Below are 20,478 nucleotides of genomic sequence, written 5' to 3'. Positions count from 1 at the left end.
TACTTTGCAATAATTTATACACTTGATTAGAATTTTTACTACCAAGCTTTTTGTAGTTATACTCGTGGTATCTGCTTTAGGCGGGGTGGGGAAATTATTTGCACAGCAAACGCCTGTTCAAAGGCCTCCGGGCCAGCAAACAACGGGTCAGCAACCAACCAGCCAGCGGCCGGGGCAGCAAGTGCCTAATTCGCAGCAACAGCCTAACCAACCACAGCAAATCGGTCAGCGCCCACCGGTGCAGCAAGGGCAACAGCAGGCAGCACCAGGTGCCGCTAAAATTGATACCGGGATAAAGCCTGGCCCCATCAGTTTTAACGAGCCGCAGAGCAAAAGGCAGCGCAACGGGATATTTTTTGCCGACCCTCCGGGTTTGGTTCGTACTATCGAATACGATGCCGCTACCAATAAATACATTTTATACGAGCGTGTAGGCAGCCTGCTTTACCGCCCCCCGCAATACCTAACTTTTGCCGAATACCTGTTATTACAGCAACGGGGTGTAAAACGCGAGTATTTTAAACAACTGGCGGATAACTATGCTTATGAATCGCAGCAGCCGGGCTTTATCCCGCAGATGAAGGTGCGCAGTAAAACATTTGAGCAGATATTCGGCAGCTCTAATATCAACATCCGCCCGCAGGGATCGGCCGAAGTGATATTGGCCGGGCAGGTAAACAAAAATGAGAACCCGCTTTTTAACACCCGCCAGCGCAACCAGTTCAACTTTAACTTCGACCAGCGTATACAACTGAACGTTACCGGAGAGATAGGCGACAAGCTAAAGATAACAACCAACTACAACACCGAAGCGCAGTTTCAGTTTGAGAACCAGATAAAGCTTGACTATACCGGGCACCCTGATGAGATCATCCAGAAAATTGAGGCAGGTACCGTAAGTATGCCTTTGAACACCACCTTGATTTCGGGTAGCCAGGCGTTGTTCGGGGTAAAAACCAAGCTTAAGTTTGGCAAGCTTGACGTAACCAGTATATTTTCGCAGCAGCGCTCGCAATCAAAAAATTTAACCATCAATAACGGGGCGCAGCAGCAAAATATAAACATCACTGCTGCCGATTACGAAAGCAACAAGCACTTCTTTCTGTCTCAGTATTTCCGCAACAATTATAATAGGGCGCTGGCCAATATTCCCATTATCAGTTCTAATATCAATATTACTAAAATTGAGGTTTGGACAACCAACCGCACTAACGTAACCACCGATTCGCGCGATATATTGGCTTTCATCGATCTTGGGGAGAACAGGCCATATAATACCGCCCTGGTACAGGGAGGCCCCGGCTTTAGCGCGTTGCCCGCCGGTTTTAAAGGCCCGGGCTTTACGCAGCAATCAAACTCGTTGTTAAATAATCTGCCCGCGGGGGCGCGCAATACAAACTCTAACGACGCTGCAAATTATTTCAGGGCTACCGGCGCTACTGATAACTACGCCAAGTTAACCTACGCCCGTAAACTCACCGATAAAGAGTTTACCCTGCATCCGCAGCTGGGCTATATTTCACTTAATTATCCTTTAAATAACGATGAGGTGCTGGCCGTGGCTTACCAGTACTCGGTTAACGGCGTGCAGTACCAGGTTGGTGAATTTAGCAGCGACAGGGCTGTTGACCCTAATACCCCAACCGTTTTATATACCAAGCTGTTGAAGAACGAGCTACTGAAAACCAATTTGCCTACCTGGGACCTGATGATGAAAAACATTTACTCGTTAGGCGCATACCAGATAAGCCCCACCGATTTTAAGTTGAACATTTCGCGTTTGGATGATAAATCGGGTATCGAAAAGACCATCATGGACGAAGGGCAGAACACAAAGGGCAAACGCTGGCTGCAGATAACCGGGGTTGATAACCTGGACCAGCAGAACGACAAACGGCCTGACGGGTACTTCGACTTTTTAGAAGGGGTTACCATCGACTCGCAGCAGGGGCGCATTATGTTCCCGGTGCTTGAACCTTTTGGCAGCGACCTGGCTAAACAGTTTACCGCGGGCGAAGCTGACCTGGCTGCCCGTTACTCTTATCAACCCTTGTACGATTCTACCAAGACCATAGCGCAGCAGCTTTTCCCGAAACTGAACCGGTATTCAATAAAAGGAACTTACACATCGCAAAGCGGCTCGGAGTACCAGCTTAACGCGGTGAACATTCCGCAGGGCTCAGTAGTGGTTACTGCCGGTTCGGTAAAGCTGCAGGAGGGTACCGATTACACCATTGATTACAACGCGGGCCGTATACGGGTGCTAAACCAGGCTTTACTGGCTTCGGGCCAAAGCATTAATATCAAGTTAGAAAATAACGAACTTTTTGGGGTGCAGCAAAAATCGTTGTTCGGGTCGCGCCTGGATTACCATTTTAACGATAAACTTCTGCTTGGCGGTACCATTATGCATCTCACCGAGCAGCCGATCACGCAGAATGAAATTGTAGGCGAGGAATCGATCTCGAACACGATTTGGGGCCTTGATGCGAACTATAGTACCAATTCGCGCTTTTTGACGCGATTGGTGGATAAGATACCGTTCATAAACACCAAAGCGCCATCTACTATAAACTTCAGCGGCGAATTTGCAAAATTAATGCCCGGCAGCCCCGGCGCACTGAATTTTGCAGGCTCCAGGAACGGGACATCGTACCTGGACGATTTTGAGAATAGTCGTTCGGTAATAGATATAAAAAGCGCCATTAGCTGGCAAATATCGGGTACACCACAAATGTTCCCCGAGTCGGACAGGTTTGATGACCTGAGCTACGGCTTTAACCGTGCCCGACTTGCCTTTTATAACATCGACCCTATCTTTTATACAAGCTCGGGCACTGCAAACATATCGCGTAACGAACTTTCAAACCACTACGTAAGGCAGGTTATAGAGCAGGAAGTATTCCCGTACAAGCAATCAACCACCGGGCAGCCCTTAAGCCTTTCTACATTAAATATGGTTTTTTATCCAACCGTGCGGGGGCCTTATAACTATACCACCACCGGTATTAACCCTGATGGCAGCCTGCAAAATCCCAAAAACCGGTGGGGTGGTATGTTTCGCAAGCTTGAAACCAATGACTTCGAATCATTAAATGTAGGGTACATCGAGTTTTGGGTGATGGATCCATTTATTTACAAACCAAACTCCGCTGGCGGCGATCTGTATTTTAACCTGGGCAGCGTATCCGAAGATATTTTAAAAGATGGCCGCAAAAGCCTGGAGAATGGTTTACCGGTAGATGCCGCAGGCGCAGATAAGGTGGACGAAACCAATTGGGGGCGGGTATCAAAATTACAGCCGGTTATTAACGCTTTTGATAATAACCCCGAATCGCGCAAGCTGCAGGATGTGGGTATTGACGGGCTTAACGATAACGACGAGAAGGTGAAATTTGCGCCCATACTGCAGCAGGTTCAGGGCCAGTTGAATGCGCAGGCGGCAGCAGCTTTTTCAAACGACCCGTCATCAGATGATTACCAGTACTACCAGGGGGCCGCGCTTGACCAGGCCGGCGCGGGGATATTGGAACGTTACAGCAGGTACAACGGTACCGAGGGTAACTCCAAAACCGCGGAGCAATCGCAGGCCGAGCTGGGTATTCAAACTTCGGCATCAACATCATTACCCGATGGCGAGGATATTAACCGCGACAATAACATGAGCCAAACCGATGAATATTTTCAGTACCGGGTATCTATCCGGCCACAGGATATGATCGTTGGTCAAAACTTTATCAACGACAAAATAACATCCAACATAAAACTGCCAAACGGCACCACACAGCCGGTAACCTGGTATCAGTTTAGGATACCTATTACCGATTATCAAAGTAAGGTGGGCAACATCCAGGATTTTAAGGCCATCCGTTTTATGCGTATGTTCATGACCAACTTTGCCGATACCTCTATACTGCGTTTTGCCACCCTGCAACTGGTAAGGGGCGAGTGGCGCACCTTTAACGCCGAAAACAGCCAGACCAATGTTATTGCCGACCCAGCCATAATCAACCCGGTTGTAGATGGCTCTACCCTTGATGTGCAGGCCGTAAATATTGAAGAGAACGGTAACCGGTCGCCAATACCCTATGTGGTGCCGCCGGGTATAAACCGCCAGCGTAACTACAATAACCTGCAAACCGATACAAAGCTTAATGAGCAATCCCTGTCGCTTAATGTTGCCAACCTGCGCGATGGCTATTCGCGGGCGGCTTTCCGCACCTTTTTTAACGATCTGCGGTCGTATAAACGTATCCAGATGTTTATCCACGCCGAGGGCGATCAACTGAAAGATAACGACCTGAGCGGTTTTGTGCGCCTTGGTGTTGATTACCAGGACAACTACTACGAGTATGAAGTGCCTTTGGCAATTACCCAGCCCGGCACCCGCGACCCTGGCGCTATATGGCCGGCAAACAACGAACTGGACCTGCAACTATCCATATTGGTTGATGCGAAACTGGCACGTAACAATGCAAAGTTAAATGGGCAGCCCTGGCCGTTTACGGTGCCATTTGTATATACTGACGGCCGTAACAAGGTAACCATTAAGGGCCAGCCCGACCTGAGCCGGTTGCGTACGATAATGCTGGGCGTACGTAACCCATACAAACCTGGCGGCCTGCCCGGCGACGACGGCTTGAATAAAACAGGCACGGTTTGGTTTGACGAATTGCGGCTGACTGATTTTGACCAGCGCGGCGGCTGGGCTGCTACCGCAAGGGTTGATGCCGCCCTGGCTGACTTTGCCAATATCACCGTATCGGGCAGTAAAAGCACCATTGGGTTTGGTACGCTTGATTCGCGGATAGGCGACCGTAACCGTAGTGATAACCAGGCGATAGATGCATCGGCAAGTGTGGAGCTGGGCAAGTTCTTCCCTGAAAAAAGCGGTATACGCATACCGGCCTATGTAAATATATCAACCCAGGTAAGTAACCCGCAGTACGACCCCGGATCGCCCGATGTGGAGCTGAAAAAATCGCTTGCGGCGGCACCAACCAGCCAGGCGCGCGACTCTATAAAAAATGTTACCACGGACTATACTATGCGCAAAAGTATCAACTTTACCAATGTGCATAAAGAGCGTACCGATCCTTCGGCGGCGGTGCATGTATGGGACATCGAAAACTTTGCAGCTACCTACGCCTATACCGAATACCAGCACCACGATTTTATTGTGGAGAACGACTTTGCCAAAACCTATCGCGTAGCGCTGAATTATAATTACAATAAAGAGCCTAATTATTACGCGCCTTTTGCTAAGATCATAAAGAGCAATCTGCTTGCGCTGGCGCGGGATTTTAATTTCAGCATATTGCCATCCAGACTTAACTTCAGCATTAATTTCGATCGTTTTTATTCGGAGAACACCCTGCGCAATAACGACCCTAATAATTTTATACCTATCCCAACATCGTTTAACAAAAACTTCAATATAACCCGCGTTTACGGAATAGGGTGGAACCTGTCAAAGTCGTTATCGCTGGATATTGATGCGACCAACCTGTCTGTTGTGGATGAGCCCGCCGGGCGTATAAATGGCTTGAAACGCGATACACTTTGGGAAAACCTGTGGCGATTGGGGCGCACCACAAACTATAACCATACCATTAATTTGAACTGGACCGCGCCTGTAAATAAATTACCCGGCCTTGACTGGACCGCCCTTACCGTGCGTTACAGCACTAACTTTAACTGGCAAAGCCAGCCCGAGTTTGCCATAAACGATCCCACTTATGATGTGGGCAACAGCATACAGAACGCCCGCACTATACAGCTGAACCCTAACTTGAATTTCTCGAACTTTTATAACAAGTTTAGCGCCCTTCGTAAAGGCAGGAACGAGAAAAAGGGAGCGGCAAAGTTTTTCACGGGGCTTTTAACCAGCATTAAAAGTATAAGCGGTACTTACAGCCGTACCGAAGGTACGTTCCTGCCGGGATACCTGCCTAAATCAAACTTTTTTGGTGAGGACCTTACGTATGATGCGCCGGGCATAGGCTTCCTGCTGGGCAGCCAGGCCGATCTGCGTAACAGGGCCGTAGCAAACGGATGGATAACAACAGATACCCTGCAGAATCAATTGTACGTTAGGTCTTTTAACGAAGATATCCACCTGCGCAGCATTATTGAGCCGCTGCCCGATCTGCGTATCGAGCTGATAGCCTTTAAAACCCAGGACCGCAATTATCAAACTAATTTTAAGTACCTGGCATCAACCAACAGCATCGAAAGCCTTAGCCCTGTTACATCCGGTACTTACAGTATCTCGTTCATGTCCCTGGCTACCGCATTTTCAAAAGGCGGTGGTGTTGACAACACATCGCCTGCCTATCAGAAGTTTTTAAATAACCGCGCGATAGTTTCTCAAAGGCTGGGCCGCACTAACCCCAATTCCGGTGGTGCCGCCGGGGGCTTTGCCGATGGTTACGGCCCTAACGCCCAAAATGTGCTGGTGCCGGCGTTTTTGGCCGCTTACGCGGGTAAAGATGCAGGTTCGGCAAACACCAGTCAGTTCCCTAATATTCCTATCCCTAACTGGCAAATTTCGTACGGCGGGCTGGGCAGACTGCCGTTCTTTGCAGACCTGTTTGAATCGTTCGACCTGAAGCACGGTTACCGGTCGTCATATAACGTCAGCAGCTATACCACCCTGCTGCAATACCAGGAAAATAACGGTGCGGTAAGCTCAAGGGATTTTAATAACGATTTCCTGCCGTTTTACCAGTTTTCGCAGGTGGCTATATTTGAGCAGTTTGTACCCTTACTGGGCGCCGATGTGCGCTTTAAAAACAGCATGACCGCCAATTTTGAGTATCGCAAAACGCGATCGTTGAACTTAAGCTTGCTAAATAGCCAGCTGGCACAGCAGGACGAGAACATTTTGGTATTTGGGTTTGGTTACCGGCCAAAAAATTTCAGGATGCCATGGGGGCTGTTCGGCACAGGGGCACGTACAGATAATGATATCAATTTTAAACTTGATGTTGCCGTGCGCGATAACAAAACGCTTATTTACCGGGCGGATGTACCCAACGCCGAAGTATCATCGGGCGCGCAGAACATTACCCTGCGCCCTTCTATCGATTATGTGATAAACCAGCGCTTTAACCTAAACCTGTTTTACGATAGCAACATTACCAAGCCTTATACTTCGCAGGCGTTTAATACATCGTTTACCAATTTTGGTATTAACTTGAAATTGTTGTTGCAATAGTAGAATATATCTTGCACTCGTTTATAAACGAGTGCTTACGAAACTTGGGCTCGTCTGTGACGAGTGCTTAACATGGGCTTGCGATTATATCGCTACAATTATATTTTTACAGAAAAGCCTTAGCCATGTCGCATCAATACCGTGTAAGAGATCCCGAAGAAATTTACTTTGTTACTTTTACAATTGTTGACTGGATCGATCTTTTTACAAGACCTTCATACAAAGAATTAATAATTGATTCGCTTAAATATTGTCAGCAAAACAAGGGGCTTGAAATTTACGCCTATTGTTTAATGACCAATCACCTGCACTTATTGGTGTCTGCGCAACTTCCGGCAAGGCTTTCTGATATCATACGGGATTTTAAAAAGCACACCAATAAGCAAATAATGAAACTAATGGAAACTGAAAATGAAAGCCGGAAGGACTGGATAGTTTACAGGTTTCAGTATCATGCAAAGTATAACAACAGGATACAGGATTATAAAGTATGGCAGGATGGCTATCATGGAATTGCCTGTGATAAGCCTGATATCCTTCTTCAAAAATTAGATTATATTCATGATAACCCGGTTAAAAGCGGGATTGTTGCGCTGCCCGAACATTACTTATACAGTTCGGCCGCTAATTATGCAGGTGAAAAAGGATTGTTGGATGTGTTACTGTTAGATACGGGGTTTTACGTTGCAAACGTAAAACCATATTAAACACTCGTCGCAGACGAGCGCAAGACTGACAAAGCATCTCGGACAGAGTGTTTGACTTGCGCTCGTTTATAACGAGCGCTTAATATGGCTTTGCGATGATATCGCGAATGTTTAATCCTTCTTTCCTTTCTTCTTATCCTCCACTTTCTCCTTAAATTTCTTATCCTCTTTCTCTTTTTCTTTTATCGCTTTTTTGATAATTTTCTCCTGCTCCTTTTTATCGTCGGTGTCAGACTGCTCACTAAGTTTCTTTTCCTGGGCGGGACCAACACCAGCACAGTTTTTTATGCCGTTGAGCAGCACATGCCACACCGTTTTAAAGAACGGGAAGTTTGACGGCCGGATGTACACCACATTGGCCAGGCGTGGCGTTTTGTCGCCATCGTCAGGATTATCGTGTTTTAAAACTATGGCATTCGCCAATGTACTGATCAGGGTTTTCTTGGTATAGTCGGGGCGCAGTATATCAACTTTAAGATCGTGATATAAAAAAGATACGGTACCTCTTGAAACTTTTTGTGTGCTATGCACATCAAAATCTAAACTGGTGATCCTGCCCGAGGTGAATTTGGCCATTGCAAGCGGCATTAAAACCGAGTTAACAACAGCCATATCCATTGGGGCCAGGTGCCCTTTGTAGGCATAATTGTAAGTAGCATCGTTTAAATTAAAATCAAAGTGCACGTTAAGTTTAGCCTTGCCCATAAAATAGCTGGTAAGGCTGGCGGTAGCAATATTGTTTTTCTTTAACTTATCTGCGCGGTTTGTTAAATTAAGGAGCCGGCCATTGATATTTTCAAATTTCAAATGCCCGAATTTTTTTGATTTTTTACTAAACTGCGAATACATAAAGTTCATGTGCTTCAGGTCGAGTGTATCAACATTCAATGTATTTTTAATAGCATGGCGAATGGCCCAGTTCGGGAAAGTAACCAGCCTGTCGGTAGTTTGAAGCGGCCCGTTATAATTGCTAAAAACCTCGAAATTTCCTTTAAATATTTCAAGTTTTTTCACATCAACACTTTGAGACTTTTGATAGGTGATATAATCGAAATTTTTAAGCTGTACCGAATCCAGGCTGACGGTAAACCTGTCTTTTTTACTTTTTTGAAAAAATACTGTATGATTCACAGGCTTAAGGTTGATACCGATAATGCTCAGCTTTCTTGTTCGGGTAGACAGCTTTACGGATTTGACCTTAAATGAATATAACCCATCGGCCGATTTGCTGCTGTAATTTTTTAATTCGGTGGTAATATCCTTGCTGAACAAAAAACGCGAAGTATCGGTTTGGCTGGCGGAGTCTATTAGTAAGTCGGTCACCTTTACATCCATTTCCTTTAGCTGCGATGTAGCTATTGCAGGGCCCGTGTAATCGCGCTGTTTGTAATTGATATTGGTAAGCAATATTTCGCCTACGTGCACCATTTTGAAGGTTTTTGATAGCTTCTGGTATAGCGTACGGTTATCTTTTTTAGCAGTGTCTTTCTTAACAAATAGTTTGTTTATCTCTATTTTCGGTTCATTAAGGGCAATGCGACCGATGTTCAGTTTCTTTTTAAAATATAGCTCAAAAGGGTGCGCGTTAGATACAATAAGCCGGTTTATATGTAGCTCGTATAAGGTACCCGGCGCGTTCCCATTTTTTTTCATGCGGTGGTAAACGGCTGTATCGGCTTTAAAAGTGATGTTATATAATACGGCCCTGCCTTGCAGCACATTAAGGTCTATGTTGCTATAATTGATAGTATACAGGCTGTCGGTGCCTTTTAATACCGCTTCTTTTAACTTATCAGACAGCTTGGGTGCCAGGAAGCTATTCAGAAATAACACAGGGATAAGTACCAGAATAAACAGTGCAGCCACAGTTATAAGTAGCACTTTTTGCCATTTGTGTTTGAAAATTTTAACAGCCATTTTTTGTTCGCGTTGAAGTGTATTTGCAGCAACCCGTATGGCGGCTTCAGTGAGTATAACAACAGAAAGCGAAAATTGTTAAACGCTGACAAACTGTCACTCATTAAATAAAATTATGTATTTTTGCTGTTCAATTTTTTATGACGATGGATTTGCTTATTCCGGATAAGGTGCATGACGAAAGCAGGCAGGGCGAGGCGCTGATATTAGAGCCCGGCTATAAAAATAACGGCCGAAAGCTTTATATAGAAAGCTATGGCTGCGCCATGAACTTTTCTGACAGTGAGATAGTAGCTTCAATATTAGCCGAGAAGGGTTTCGAAACTACATCAGATTTTAATAATGCCGATGTAGTTTTTATCAATACCTGCTCGATACGCGAGAATGCCGAAGTGCGCGTACGTAACCGGCTTAAAGAATTTGCCGGTGCTAAATTCAGGAACCCCGGCATGGTGGTTGGCGTTTTGGGTTGTATGGCCGAGCGCTTAAAAGCTAAATTTTTAGAAGAAGAAAAGCTGGTTGATGTAGTAGTTGGCCCTGATGCCTACCGTAGCCTGCCTGATCTGATAGAACAGGTTGATAGCGGGCAACGCGCGGTGAATGTACTTTTAAGCCGCGAAGAAACCTACGCCGATATAAGTCCGGTGCGTTTAAACAGCAACGGTATAAACGCCTTTGTATCGATTATGCGTGGTTGCGATAACATGTGCAGCTTTTGCGTGGTGCCGTTTACCCGTGGCCGCGAGCGCAGCCGCGATGCCTATTCAGTTGTGGCAGAGTGCCGGGCACTTTTTGAAGCAGGATACCGCGAGGTTACATTGTTGGGGCAAAATGTAGACTCTTATAAATGGAGTGGTGAGTTGGCAGATGGCAGTGAGCAGTCGGCAGTGGGTGATAAGGTTAAAGTTGTAAACTTTGCCAATTTGTTAGAGATGGTGGCTTTGGTAAGCCCCGAGCTGCGGGTGAGGTTCTCTACTTCGCACCCAAAAGATATAACCGACGAAGTATTACACACAATTGCCAGGTACGAAAATATTTGCAATTACATACACCTGCCGGTACAAAGCGGTAACAGCCGTATATTGGAAATGATGAACCGCACCTACGACCGCGAGTGGTACATGAACCGTATAGATGCTATCCGCAGGATAATACCGGAATGTGCTATATCTACCGATGTGATCACCGGCTTTTGCACCGAAACTGAGGAAGAGCATAACGATACCGTAACCATGATGGATTACGTAAAATACGATTTTGCTTATATGTTTAAGTACAGCGAGCGGCCCGGCACATTGGCTGCCAAGCGTTACACCGACGATATACCGGAGGATGTAAAACAGCGCCGCCTGGCCCAAATAGTAGCCAAGCAGCAACAATATTCTTTTTACCGTATGCAGGCGCGTATCGGTAAAATTGAGAAGGTGCTGATAGAGGGTTTCTCCAAAAAATCTGACAAAGACTACTGCGGCCGCAGCGACCAGAATGCTATGGTGATATTCCCGGTGAATGAAAATTACAAGCCCGGGCAGTATGTTAATGTATTGGTAGAGCGTACAACATCGGCAACGTTGATAGGAACTATCGTTTAATTTGTAGAAGCAAGAAATTAGGAATCAAGAGACAAGAAAAGGATCGAAGATAGAATGAAGCACAATTTTAAAAGTTTAAAGATTTGGCAACGGTCCATTGACTTAACCGATCTAACTTTTGAATATTGCAAGGGTTTACCAGTAGAAGAACGCTTCAATCTTATTGATCAACTCAACCGGTGTTCTTGTTCTATACCATCAAATATAGCCGAGGGGTCAGGGAAACGAACGAAGATCCACTTCGCGGAATTTTTAACAACGTCGCTAACATCTTCTTTTGAGGTAGAAACGCAGTTGTTGATATGTGAGAGGAGGGCGTATGGTTCTCAGAATAAATTAAAGGAATGTTTGGAATTAGTTGCTGAAATTCAGAAAATGATATTCAATTTCAGAGAATATATATTGAAAGGCGATGATTAAAATTGGGTCAGGTCAATTCTTAAGTTGTCTTAGGTCTTGATATCCTGATTCTTGAATCTCTTATGGAAGTACAGGAAATTAAACAGCGCTTCGGGATCATCGGCAATTCGCCGTTGCTTAACCGGGCTATAAATATTGCAAACCAGGTTGCACCTACCGATATTTCGGTATTAATTACCGGGGAGAGCGGTAGCGGTAAAGAGGTTTTTTCGCACATCATTCACCAGATGAGTCCGCGCAAGCACGGGCCGTTTATCGCGGTGAACTGCGGTGCTATTCCCGAAGGAACCATTGACTCAGAGCTTTTCGGGCACGAAAAAGGCGCTTACACCGGCGCCATTGGCGAACGTAAGGGGTATTTTGAAACGGTTAACGGCGGTACTATATTTTTGGATGAGATAGCCGAGATGCCTTTGGGTACTCAGGCACGTTTGTTACGTGTTTTAGAGTCGGGCCAGTACATCAGGGTGGGGTCGTCAAAGGTGGAGAAGACAAACGTGCGCGTTATTGCCGCAACCAATGTTGATGTTTATGATGCTGTAAAGGCAGGAAAGTTCCGCGAGGATCTATACTACCGCTTAAACACCGTGCCGTTGCGCATACCGCCCCTGCGCGACAGGAAGGAGGATATTTTCCTGCTGTTCCGCAAGTTTACTTCAGATTTTACTGATAAATACCGCACACCGCCCATACAGCTTGATGACGAGGCACAGCAGGTATTGATCAACTATTCGTGGCCGGGGAATGTCAGGCAACTGAAAAACATGGCCGAGCAACTGGCCGTTTTAGAGCGCGACCGTATTATAACAGCGGCAACCTTATTAACTTACATTCCGCACGAGGCCAGCCGCAGCAACCTGCCAATGCGTTTGGATAGCCAGCCAAAAGAGGACTTTTCTGAGAGGGACATACTGTATAAAGTGCTGTTTGATATGAAGCGAGATATGGTAGAACTAAAAAAGCTGGTGGCCGATATCATTGAGCATGGTGGTGTAAGTGCAAACTTTCAGCATAACTCGCCGGCTATAACACAATTGTACCGCGATATTGAATTACCAACCAACAAACACGAGGCACAATTTACCTTGCAGCAGCCCGTTAACAATAGCGGCGGCAATAACAATACCGACTATAATATTACACACGATGCAGAAGAGGTTGAGGAATCGTTGTCGCTTATTGAAAAAGAATCTGACCTGATACGCAAAGCCTTAAAAAAGCATAAAGGCAAACGTAAGCTGGCGGCCAACGAGCTGGGAATATCCGAAAGAACTTTATATCGTAAAATAAAAGAATTAGATTTATAGGTATCAGATGAGAAAAAGGCTTTTTTTAGGTTTACTAACAATGTGCTCGGTGGTTATGCTTTTTAACTCATGTGCTTACAAACTTTCGCTTAATGGTGCGTCTACTGTGGGTATGAAAACTATCGACATACAGTTTTTTGAAAACAACGCTCCCCTTGTTGTGCCTACATTAAGCCAAACTTTTACCGAGGCGTTAAAAAGTCGTATACGGTCGCAAACAAGTTTAAGCATCGTTAGGGGAGAGGCCGACGCGGTAATGAGCGGGGCTATAACAGGCTACAGCATTGCGCCTGTGTCTATACAAGCCACAAACAGCAATGCGCCGCCTATTGCAGGTGCAAGCCGTTTAACAATTACCGTGAGTGTAAAATATGTAAAGTATATTTATAAGGACGGCAAAAGAACCGATGAACCCGATAAAATACTTAGTTTTGAAGAATCGTTTACTAAATATAAAGAATTTACAGGCGAAAGTTCATCGCAGGAACAAGCTTTGATACAGGATATAGTTAAACAGTTAACCGAAGATATTTTTAACAGGGCATTTGCCAATTGGTAAGCCAATAGTTTTAAAAGCGTGGATCAATACGTAGATAGCAGGCAGAAAGAGATTTTATGGGACTTATTGGCAAACCCTGCCGATACCGGTTCGGCGTATATCCAAAGCCTGGAACGGTTGGCTCATGAATATCCTCAAAGCGGCATATTACAGGTGATGCTTGCCCGCGCCGGTGATAAGCAGCAATTGGGCCGGGCCGCCATTTATTGCAATCCGCGCGCCCTGCACAAACTGATTAACCATCCCGAGCGTTTGGCCAAGGTTGACGCTTCCCGTATTATATCGGTACCTGCTGGTACCGGGCTATTCACCAATAATGCTGCTACCAATGCAGCACAGGTGGAGATTATATCCGGCGCAGCACAAACTACGCATTTACAGGATATTGAACCTGCCGAAAATATCGAGGAAATAACTGCCGGTGAGGAAATATACACGCAGGCCGCATTTACTGAACCCGATACCGGCGATGTGGATGTGGCTGAACGGGATGTAGAAGGGATAGCTTCGCAACCCGTTGAACAAAATGCCGAAACATTGCCGGCCGACAGTATCGGAGGGGAGAATGGTCAGCTGTTTGATGATAACGAAAGCGAGGATGCCGGCATATTACCCGAAACTGACGAGCAGGTTAACAACACCCCACAACAGCCCCGGGAACCAATAACGGATTTTGCCCGGCCTGTAGGGCATACAGATAAATCTGTATTTGGCTCGCGTTTCCCCAAAAGAGATGTTACAAACAGCTACCCACCTGAACCTGACTATCCGCAGCAGCATGATATTGAGGATGAGGTATATGATGAAATTGTAAGCATTGAAGATATTGGTTTTGAAGCTGTAGTTAACGAACCCAACACCGAACCGCAGCCCGAGGTCCGGTTTAGCGATCCGTATGCTGTACCCGAGGAGGAGGAAGCGTCTCCGGTGCTGTTTCATCAGCCGCAGCCGGTGGCAGAGCCCGTATATAATGCCGAACAAAACATTAATGATCAGGAAGAGCGCTTGATATTGGGCGGTATTGTGAACACCGATTACCTGTCGTTTGATAAAAAGCTGGACGAGCTGCGCAACGCTGCGCCGGCCGGAAGCGCACCTGACATCTCAGCGCAACCTGCAGCAGAAAGTCACGAGGTATCGCGTTACGATGATGATAAAATGCCGTACACTTTTATGTGGTGGCTTGATAAAACGCGTAAAGAGCATGCCGCTAACCTGCAGCCATACGCCACTCACAACAGGGTAAAAAATAAAGCCAGCGAACCGGTTGGCACCCCTAAAGCCAATACTGCCGACGAGCTACAACAACAGTATTACGAAAATATTTTTAGCCTTACATCGGTAAGCGCTGTTGAGAGGGATGCGGAACCGGCAGGAATAGCATTTGACCACAACAAGAAAGAGGACGTAATTATCGAGCGTTTTATCCATACCGAACCGCAGATAAAACCGCTTTCGGCCGATAAGCTTGATAATGAGAACAAGGCCAAAAAAAGTTCGGAGGACCAGAACGAACTGGTTACCGAAACCCTGGCCCGCATATACTGCGACCAGATGCTATATCATAAAGCCATAGCCACTTATAAAAAATTGATATTGAAATTCCCGGAAAAAAAGCTTTACTTTGCGTCCCAGATTGAACAGTTAGAAAAAAAAACCAATTGATATAACAAGAAATGTATTTACTTTTAGTCATCATCACCATTATTTTATGCGTCCTTTTAGGATTAATCGTATTGATCCAAAATCCTAAAGGCGGCGGCTTATCCTCAAACTTTTCGGGTTCGTCGCAATTAATGGGCGTGCAAAAAACCGGCGATTTTTTAGAAAAGGGTACCTGGGTGCTGGCTATCAGTATTATGGTATTATCGCTTATCATTAACGTATCTGTTAAAGGCGGCGCGCAAAAAAGCGATGACCCGCAATTGATAGAGCGTATCAATAAGGCATCAAAACCCGCAACTACCACGGCGCCTGCGCCAATAAGCCAGCCGGCTGCAACACCACCTGCCGGTCAGAAGAAATAATATTGTATAAACGGTATCAAAAAGGCTTTGGACTATTTCCAAAGCCTTTTTTGCTGAAATGGGTTACTGACACGTTGGCACTTGCGCATTGCAGTATAACTTATAGGTTGTAACCTTGCCTTTAAAAGGGTGACAATTGAACAGTAAATATGCCAATACGGTTTTTTTTTGCCGCTTGGCATAATTGATGTGAAAAAGTTAGCGAAAACTTAAAATTATAAAATCAAAATAGTATTACTATGTCATTAAACATTAAACCAAGTGCAGACAGAGTGGTTGTTGAAGCTGCTGCTGCAGAAACCAAAACCGCTTCTGGTATTTACATCCCGGAAACAGCGCAGGAGAAACCGCAAAAAGGAACTATTGTAGCTGTAGGCCCCGGCAGGTATGCTGATGCATCAGGAACACTTATCCCCATGACCGTTAAAGTTGGTGACGAAGTTTTATATGGTAAATATGCCGGTACCGAGGTCAACCTTGATGGTAAGGAATACCTGATCATGCGCGAATCTGATATTTACGCTGTATTATAAAAGTTGAAAGTTGCAATGTTGAAGGTTGTAAAGTTGCCTTCTAACATTGATTATTTATAACGTTTCAACTTTACAACCTTAAAACATTCAAACAAAAAAGAAAATGGCAAAACAAGTTAAATATAATGTTGAAGCACGTGACGCTTTAAAGCGTGGTGTTGATATCCTGGCTAACGCGGTTAAAGTTACATTAGGCCCTAAAGGTCGTCACGTAATTATTGATAAAAAGTTTGGTTCACCAGCTGTTACAAAAGATGGTGTAACTGTAGCTAAAGAAATTGAACTGAAAGACCCTATCGAGAATATGGGCGCACAAATGGTTAAAGAAGTAGCATCAAAAACCGCTGACATTGCAGGTGACGGTACTACTACTGCTACTGTTTTGGCGCAGGCCATTGTTACTGCCGGCATTAAAAACGTTGCCGCAGGTGCAAACCCAATGGATTTGAAACGCGGTATTGATAAAGCTGTTGCGGCAGTTGTTGCAAACCTGAAAACACAATCGCAAACCGTTGGCGAAGACAACAATAAAATAAAACAAGTTGCCTCAATTTCGGCTAATAACGACGAGGTGATCGGATCATTAATTGCCGAGGCAATGGAAAAAGTTGGCACTTCCGGCGTTATCACAGTTGAGGAAGCAAAAGGTACCGAAACCGAAGTTAAAACGGTTGAAGGTATGCAGTTTGACCGTGGTTACCTGTCGCCATATTTTGTGACCAATTCTGATAAAATGGAAGTGGAGTTAGAAAATCCATACATCCTTATCTACGACAAAAAGATCTCGTCGATGAAGGAACTACTTCCTATCCTGGAGAAACAAGTACAAACCGGTAAACCGCTTTTAATTATTGCTGAAGACCTTGACGGCGAAGCATTGGCTACTTTAGTGGTTAACAAGATACGTGGCTCGCTGAAAGTTGCCGCAGTTAAGGCACCGGGCTTTGGCGACCGTCGTAAAGCGATGTTAGAGGATATCGCTGTATTAACCGGCGGTACCGTAATATCCGAAGAGCGTGGTTATAAACTGGAAAGCGCAGACCTTTCTATGTTAGGCCAGGCCGAAAAGATATCTGTTGATAAAGACAATACCACTATTGTTAACGGCGCTGGCGATGCTGACCAGATAAAAGCCCGTGTAAGCGAAATACGCGCACAGATTGAAACCACTACATCTGACTACGACAAAGAAAAATTACAGGAGCGTTTAGCCAAGTTATCAGGCGGTGTTGCTGTGTTATATATCGGCGCTGCATCTGAAGTAGAGATGAAAGAAAAGAAAGACCGTGTTGACGATGCTTTACACGCAACCCGTGCAGCTGTTGAAGAAGGTATTGTTGCTGGTGGTGGCGTTGCCTTCATCCGTGCGGTAGCATCTTTGGCTGATTTGAAAGGCGTTAACGAAGACGAGAACACCGGTATCCAGATCATCCGTCGTGCTATTGAAGAGCCTTTGCGCCAGATATGCGATAACGCAGGTATCGAAGGTTCTATCGTTGTTCAAAAAGTTAAAGAAGGCCAGGCCGACTTTGGTTACAACGCCCGCACTGATAAATATGAAAACCTAATCGGCGCCGGTGTTATCGATCCTACAAAAGTAGGCCGTGTAGCATTAGAGAACGCAGCTTCTATCGCGGCGATGCTGTTAACCACCGAGTGTGTGCTTGCAGACGAGCCTGAGGAAGATAAAGGCGGTATGCCACCAATGGGCGGCGGCGGCATGGGCGGCATGATGTAATCAGCCACTCAAAGCTAAACACATACAAGCCCCCTGTCTGTTTTTTCAGACAGGGGGCTTTGTATTATACAGCCTGAACGTACACTAATAGCACGTTTGTACACTTTGCCCGATCGTTTTTTTGCGCGCATGGGCGGTGTTGTGTTAATTTTTTGTAACATAATAACAATTACGCGGGTTAGGCACAGCATTTGAATAAATGCTGGTATGAAACAAATAGTAAAAAAACGGAAGCACATACACAGCCACATAGTTGAGTGGGTGCTGTTTAAGGGCCCGGAGCTGTTTGTAACCATCTATGGCAAATAAAAATTCTTAAATTTGCCCCTCATCAATGGAACTTAAAGATTTTTATCACGTACTACACGTTTGGCTTTTACAAAACGGGCCAAGGTACCTTTTAGGCATAATACTCTTTCTTGGCGGGCTTTGGGCTATATCGTTCATCAAATCGCGCCTTACCCGGCGTATGAGTAAACGCGAAGTGCACTCTTCGTTGCAGCCTTTCTTTTTAAGCCTTTCTATTACCGCCCTGTACGTGGTGCTTATTATCACGGTATTCAATATTATTGGATTCCAGCTAACATTCATCAGCACGGTGATTGGCGCGTTGGGTGTAGCGGCGGGCCTTGCTTTATCAGGTACGCTGCAAAATTTTGCAGGCGGCGTTTTAATATTATTGCTAAAACCGTTCGATATCGATGACCATATTATTGCCCAGGGGCAGGATGGCCGGGTACAGGGCATTCAGTTATTTTTCACCGAGCTGTTAACTGCTGATAATAAAACTGTGATTATACCAAACGGTAAGCTATTTAACGAGGTAATTACAAATATTGGCCGCCAGGGTAAGCGCCGCTTAGATATTGATTTTAAACTTGGTTTTGGGGTTGATATCGAGCAGGTTAAAGAAATATTGGAAAAGTCAATAACGGGTACATCGAACATTTTGGGGCAGCCCGCTACCAAAGTGGGCGTACTGGCTTTGGAAGCCGACGGAATGCGTTTTACCGTGCGCGTATGGGTAGATCCTGCCCATTACCTGGCAACAAAAATGGCGCTGCAGGAAAAAATCGTTAACAATTTAAGGGCCGCCGAAATTAAACTGCCCGGCACCTAAAAAAGGTGTCTTCTGCAAGGCAATTAGGTCACATATTAGCTTTTTGTGTCGGAATGTCTCGTTTCGGTGATATAATTTGACCGAAGGGTTTTACTGCTCATGCGGGCGATGGTGCCAGCAAGTTCAGCAGCAACCGGCGTGTTATAAGGCGGTTTTATATATCAAAGCACCCCTCTATGTTGGGTCTAAGTTGACCAAATGTAACAAATAGTACATAAATACTTATAGTATCCTTACCCGATTGCATTTTACACATTAGTGCTTATATTTGCGGTCGTAAAAAACTTCATTTAACTATCATAATGAGAGAAATACAATTCAGGGAAGCGCTAAGGGAAGCCATGCAGGAAGAAATGCGCAAGGATGAGAATATATACCTAATGGGCGAAGAAGTTGCCGAATATAACGGCGCTTATAAAGTAAGCCAGGGTATGCTCGACGAATTTGGTGCAAAACGTGTTATTGATACGCCTATCTCTGAATTGGGTTTTGCCGGTATAGGCATAGGTTCGGCCATGAACGGCTTACGCCCCATCATCGAGTTTATGACGTTTAACTTTTCGCTGGTAGCTATCGACCAGATCATTAACGGTGCAGCCAAGATCATGTCTATGAGCGGCGGGCAATTCTCGGTGCCTATCGTATTTCGCGGCCCAACAGGCAACGCCGGTATGTTAAGCTCACAGCATAGCCAATGTTTCGAAAACTGGTATGCAAACTGCCCCGGCTTAAAAGTGGTTGTGCCGTCAAATCCGTACGACGCTAAGGGACTTTTAAAGTCTGCTATACTTGACCCCGATCCGGTAATTTTTATGGAATCGGAACTAATGTACGGCGATAAGGGCGAAGTACCTGAAGAGACCTATTATATTGAATTGGGCAAGGCGAAAGTGACCAAAGAAGGCAGCGATGTTACTTTGGTAGGTTTCGGTAAGATCATGAAAGTGGTTAACGCGGCTGCCGCAGAACTGGAAAAAGAAGGCATCCACGCCGAGGTTATCGACCTGCGCACCGTTCGCCCAATTGATTACGAGACGGTTATTGGTTCGGTTAAAAAAACAAACCGTTTAGTGATCGTTGAAGAAAGCTGGCCGTTGGGTTCAATCGCTACCGAAGTAGCGTTTAAAGTGCAGAAGGATGCGTTTGATTATTTAGATGCGCCGGTTTTACGTATTACCGGTGGTGATGTGCCATTACCGTACGCGCCAACCTTGATCCAGGAATATCTGCCAAACCCCGAGCGTGTGATAAAAGCGGTAAAAGAAGTAATGTACGTTACAAAGTAATTAGTAGTAACGCTTAGATATTATAAGGCCCTCTGTATACAGGGGGCTTTTTT

The 20,478-nt window shown here is 45.4% G+C and carries 13 protein-coding genes; 12 read left to right on the top strand and 1 reads right to left on the bottom strand.

The features are described from left to right. Positions 1-22: 22 nt before the first annotated feature. Positions 23-7,219: a cell surface protein SprA gene (gene sprA, locus HDC91_RS11955; protein WP_255476713.1), complete on the top strand. Its 7,197-nt coding sequence runs from the start codon at positions 23-25 to the stop codon at positions 7,217-7,219. Positions 7,220-7,344: 125 nt separating this feature from the next. Further along, entirely contained in the window at positions 7,345-7,926 is a 582-nt protein-coding gene (locus HDC91_RS11950; RefSeq protein WP_183552412.1) for a transposase, read from the top strand. A 111-nt stretch (positions 7,927-8,037) separates the two neighbouring features. Here HDC91_RS11950 and HDC91_RS11945 read toward each other — a convergent pair whose 3' ends face one another. Continuing rightward, positions 8,038-9,843 carry a hypothetical protein gene (locus HDC91_RS11945; protein WP_183552404.1) on the bottom strand — a complete coding sequence of 602 codons (1,806 nt, stop codon included), beginning with the start codon at positions 9,841-9,843 and terminating at the stop codon, positions 8,038-8,040. Between the two features lie 146 nt (positions 9,844-9,989). On the opposite strand from HDC91_RS11945, the gene miaB reads away from it, so the two are divergent. The 10 genes from miaB to HDC91_RS11895 all read left to right on the top strand — a co-directional run bounded on the left by miaB (position 9,990) and on the right by HDC91_RS11895 (position 20,425). After that, positions 9,990-11,435 carry a tRNA (N6-isopentenyl adenosine(37)-C2)-methylthiotransferase MiaB gene (miaB, locus tag HDC91_RS11940; RefSeq protein WP_183552403.1) on the top strand — a complete coding sequence of 482 codons (1,446 nt, stop codon included), beginning with the start codon at positions 9,990-9,992 and terminating at the stop codon, positions 11,433-11,435. A 54-nt stretch (positions 11,436-11,489) separates the two neighbouring features. Next, entirely contained in the window at positions 11,490-11,855 is a 366-nt protein-coding gene (locus HDC91_RS20175) for a four helix bundle protein (protein WP_183552401.1), read from the top strand. A 62-nt stretch (positions 11,856-11,917) separates the two neighbouring features. Then, on the top strand, positions 11,918-13,162 hold the full coding sequence (locus HDC91_RS11930; RefSeq protein ID WP_162429686.1) for a sigma-54-dependent Fis family transcriptional regulator: 1,245 nt from the start codon (positions 11,918-11,920) through the stop codon (positions 13,160-13,162). 7 nt (positions 13,163-13,169) lie between these two features. After that, positions 13,170-13,721, top strand: coding sequence for an LptE family protein (locus HDC91_RS11925; RefSeq protein ID WP_183552399.1), 552 nt, complete (start codon positions 13,170-13,172; stop codon positions 13,719-13,721). Positions 13,722-13,739: 18 nt separating this feature from the next. Continuing rightward, positions 13,740-15,386, top strand: coding sequence for a hypothetical protein (locus HDC91_RS11920; protein WP_183552397.1), 1,647 nt, complete (start codon positions 13,740-13,742; stop codon positions 15,384-15,386). A gap of 11 nt (positions 15,387-15,397) precedes the next feature. After that, entirely contained in the window at positions 15,398-15,748 is a 351-nt protein-coding gene (gene secG, locus HDC91_RS11915) for a preprotein translocase subunit SecG (RefSeq protein WP_183552395.1), read from the top strand. Between the two features lie 239 nt (positions 15,749-15,987). Next, positions 15,988-16,281, top strand: a complete 294-nt coding sequence (gene groES / locus HDC91_RS11910; protein WP_162429682.1) for a co-chaperone GroES — start codon at positions 15,988-15,990, stop codon at positions 16,279-16,281. 103 nt (positions 16,282-16,384) lie between these two features. After that, on the top strand, positions 16,385-18,019 hold the full coding sequence (gene groL, locus HDC91_RS11905; RefSeq protein ID WP_162429681.1) for a chaperonin GroEL: 1,635 nt from the start codon (positions 16,385-16,387) through the stop codon (positions 18,017-18,019). Positions 18,020-18,353: 334 nt separating this feature from the next. Further along, a complete protein-coding gene (locus HDC91_RS11900; protein ID WP_183552393.1) occupies positions 18,354-19,139 on the top strand; it encodes a mechanosensitive ion channel family protein in 786 nt (261 codons plus the stop codon). Positions 19,140-19,441: 302 nt separating this feature from the next. Then, positions 19,442-20,425: a pyruvate dehydrogenase complex E1 component subunit beta gene (locus HDC91_RS11895; protein WP_183552391.1), complete on the top strand. Its 984-nt coding sequence runs from the start codon at positions 19,442-19,444 to the stop codon at positions 20,423-20,425. Positions 20,426-20,478: the final 53 nt, after the last annotated feature.

This window comes from Mucilaginibacter sp. AK015 (assembly GCF_014200785.1).
Lineage (GTDB): Bacteria > Bacteroidota > Bacteroidia > Sphingobacteriales > Sphingobacteriaceae > Mucilaginibacter.
Note: the sequence above shows the minus strand (reverse complement) of the source record. Positions and strands in the feature narration are given on the sequence as shown.

Coding starts and splice junctions, on each gene's coding strand:
- HDC91_RS11950 (WP_183552412.1), top strand. CDS start 7,345: ATGTCGCATCAATACCGTGTAAGAGATCCCGAAGAAATTTACTTTGTT.
- HDC91_RS11945 (WP_183552404.1), bottom strand. CDS start 9,843: ATGGCTGTTAAAATTTTCAAACACAAATGGCAAAAAGTGCTACTTATA.
- miaB (WP_183552403.1), top strand. CDS start 9,990: ATGGATTTGCTTATTCCGGATAAGGTGCATGACGAAAGCAGGCAGGGC.
- HDC91_RS20175 (WP_183552401.1), top strand. CDS start 11,490: ATGAAGCACAATTTTAAAAGTTTAAAGATTTGGCAACGGTCCATTGAC.
- HDC91_RS11930 (WP_162429686.1), top strand. CDS start 11,918: ATGGAAGTACAGGAAATTAAACAGCGCTTCGGGATCATCGGCAATTCG.
- HDC91_RS11925 (WP_183552399.1), top strand. CDS start 13,170: ATGAGAAAAAGGCTTTTTTTAGGTTTACTAACAATGTGCTCGGTGGTT.
- secG (WP_183552395.1), top strand. CDS start 15,398: ATGTATTTACTTTTAGTCATCATCACCATTATTTTATGCGTCCTTTTA.
- groES (WP_162429682.1), top strand. CDS start 15,988: ATGTCATTAAACATTAAACCAAGTGCAGACAGAGTGGTTGTTGAAGCT.
- groL (WP_162429681.1), top strand. CDS start 16,385: ATGGCAAAACAAGTTAAATATAATGTTGAAGCACGTGACGCTTTAAAG.
- HDC91_RS11900 (WP_183552393.1), top strand. CDS start 18,354: ATGGAACTTAAAGATTTTTATCACGTACTACACGTTTGGCTTTTACAA.
- HDC91_RS11895 (WP_183552391.1), top strand. CDS start 19,442: ATGAGAGAAATACAATTCAGGGAAGCGCTAAGGGAAGCCATGCAGGAA.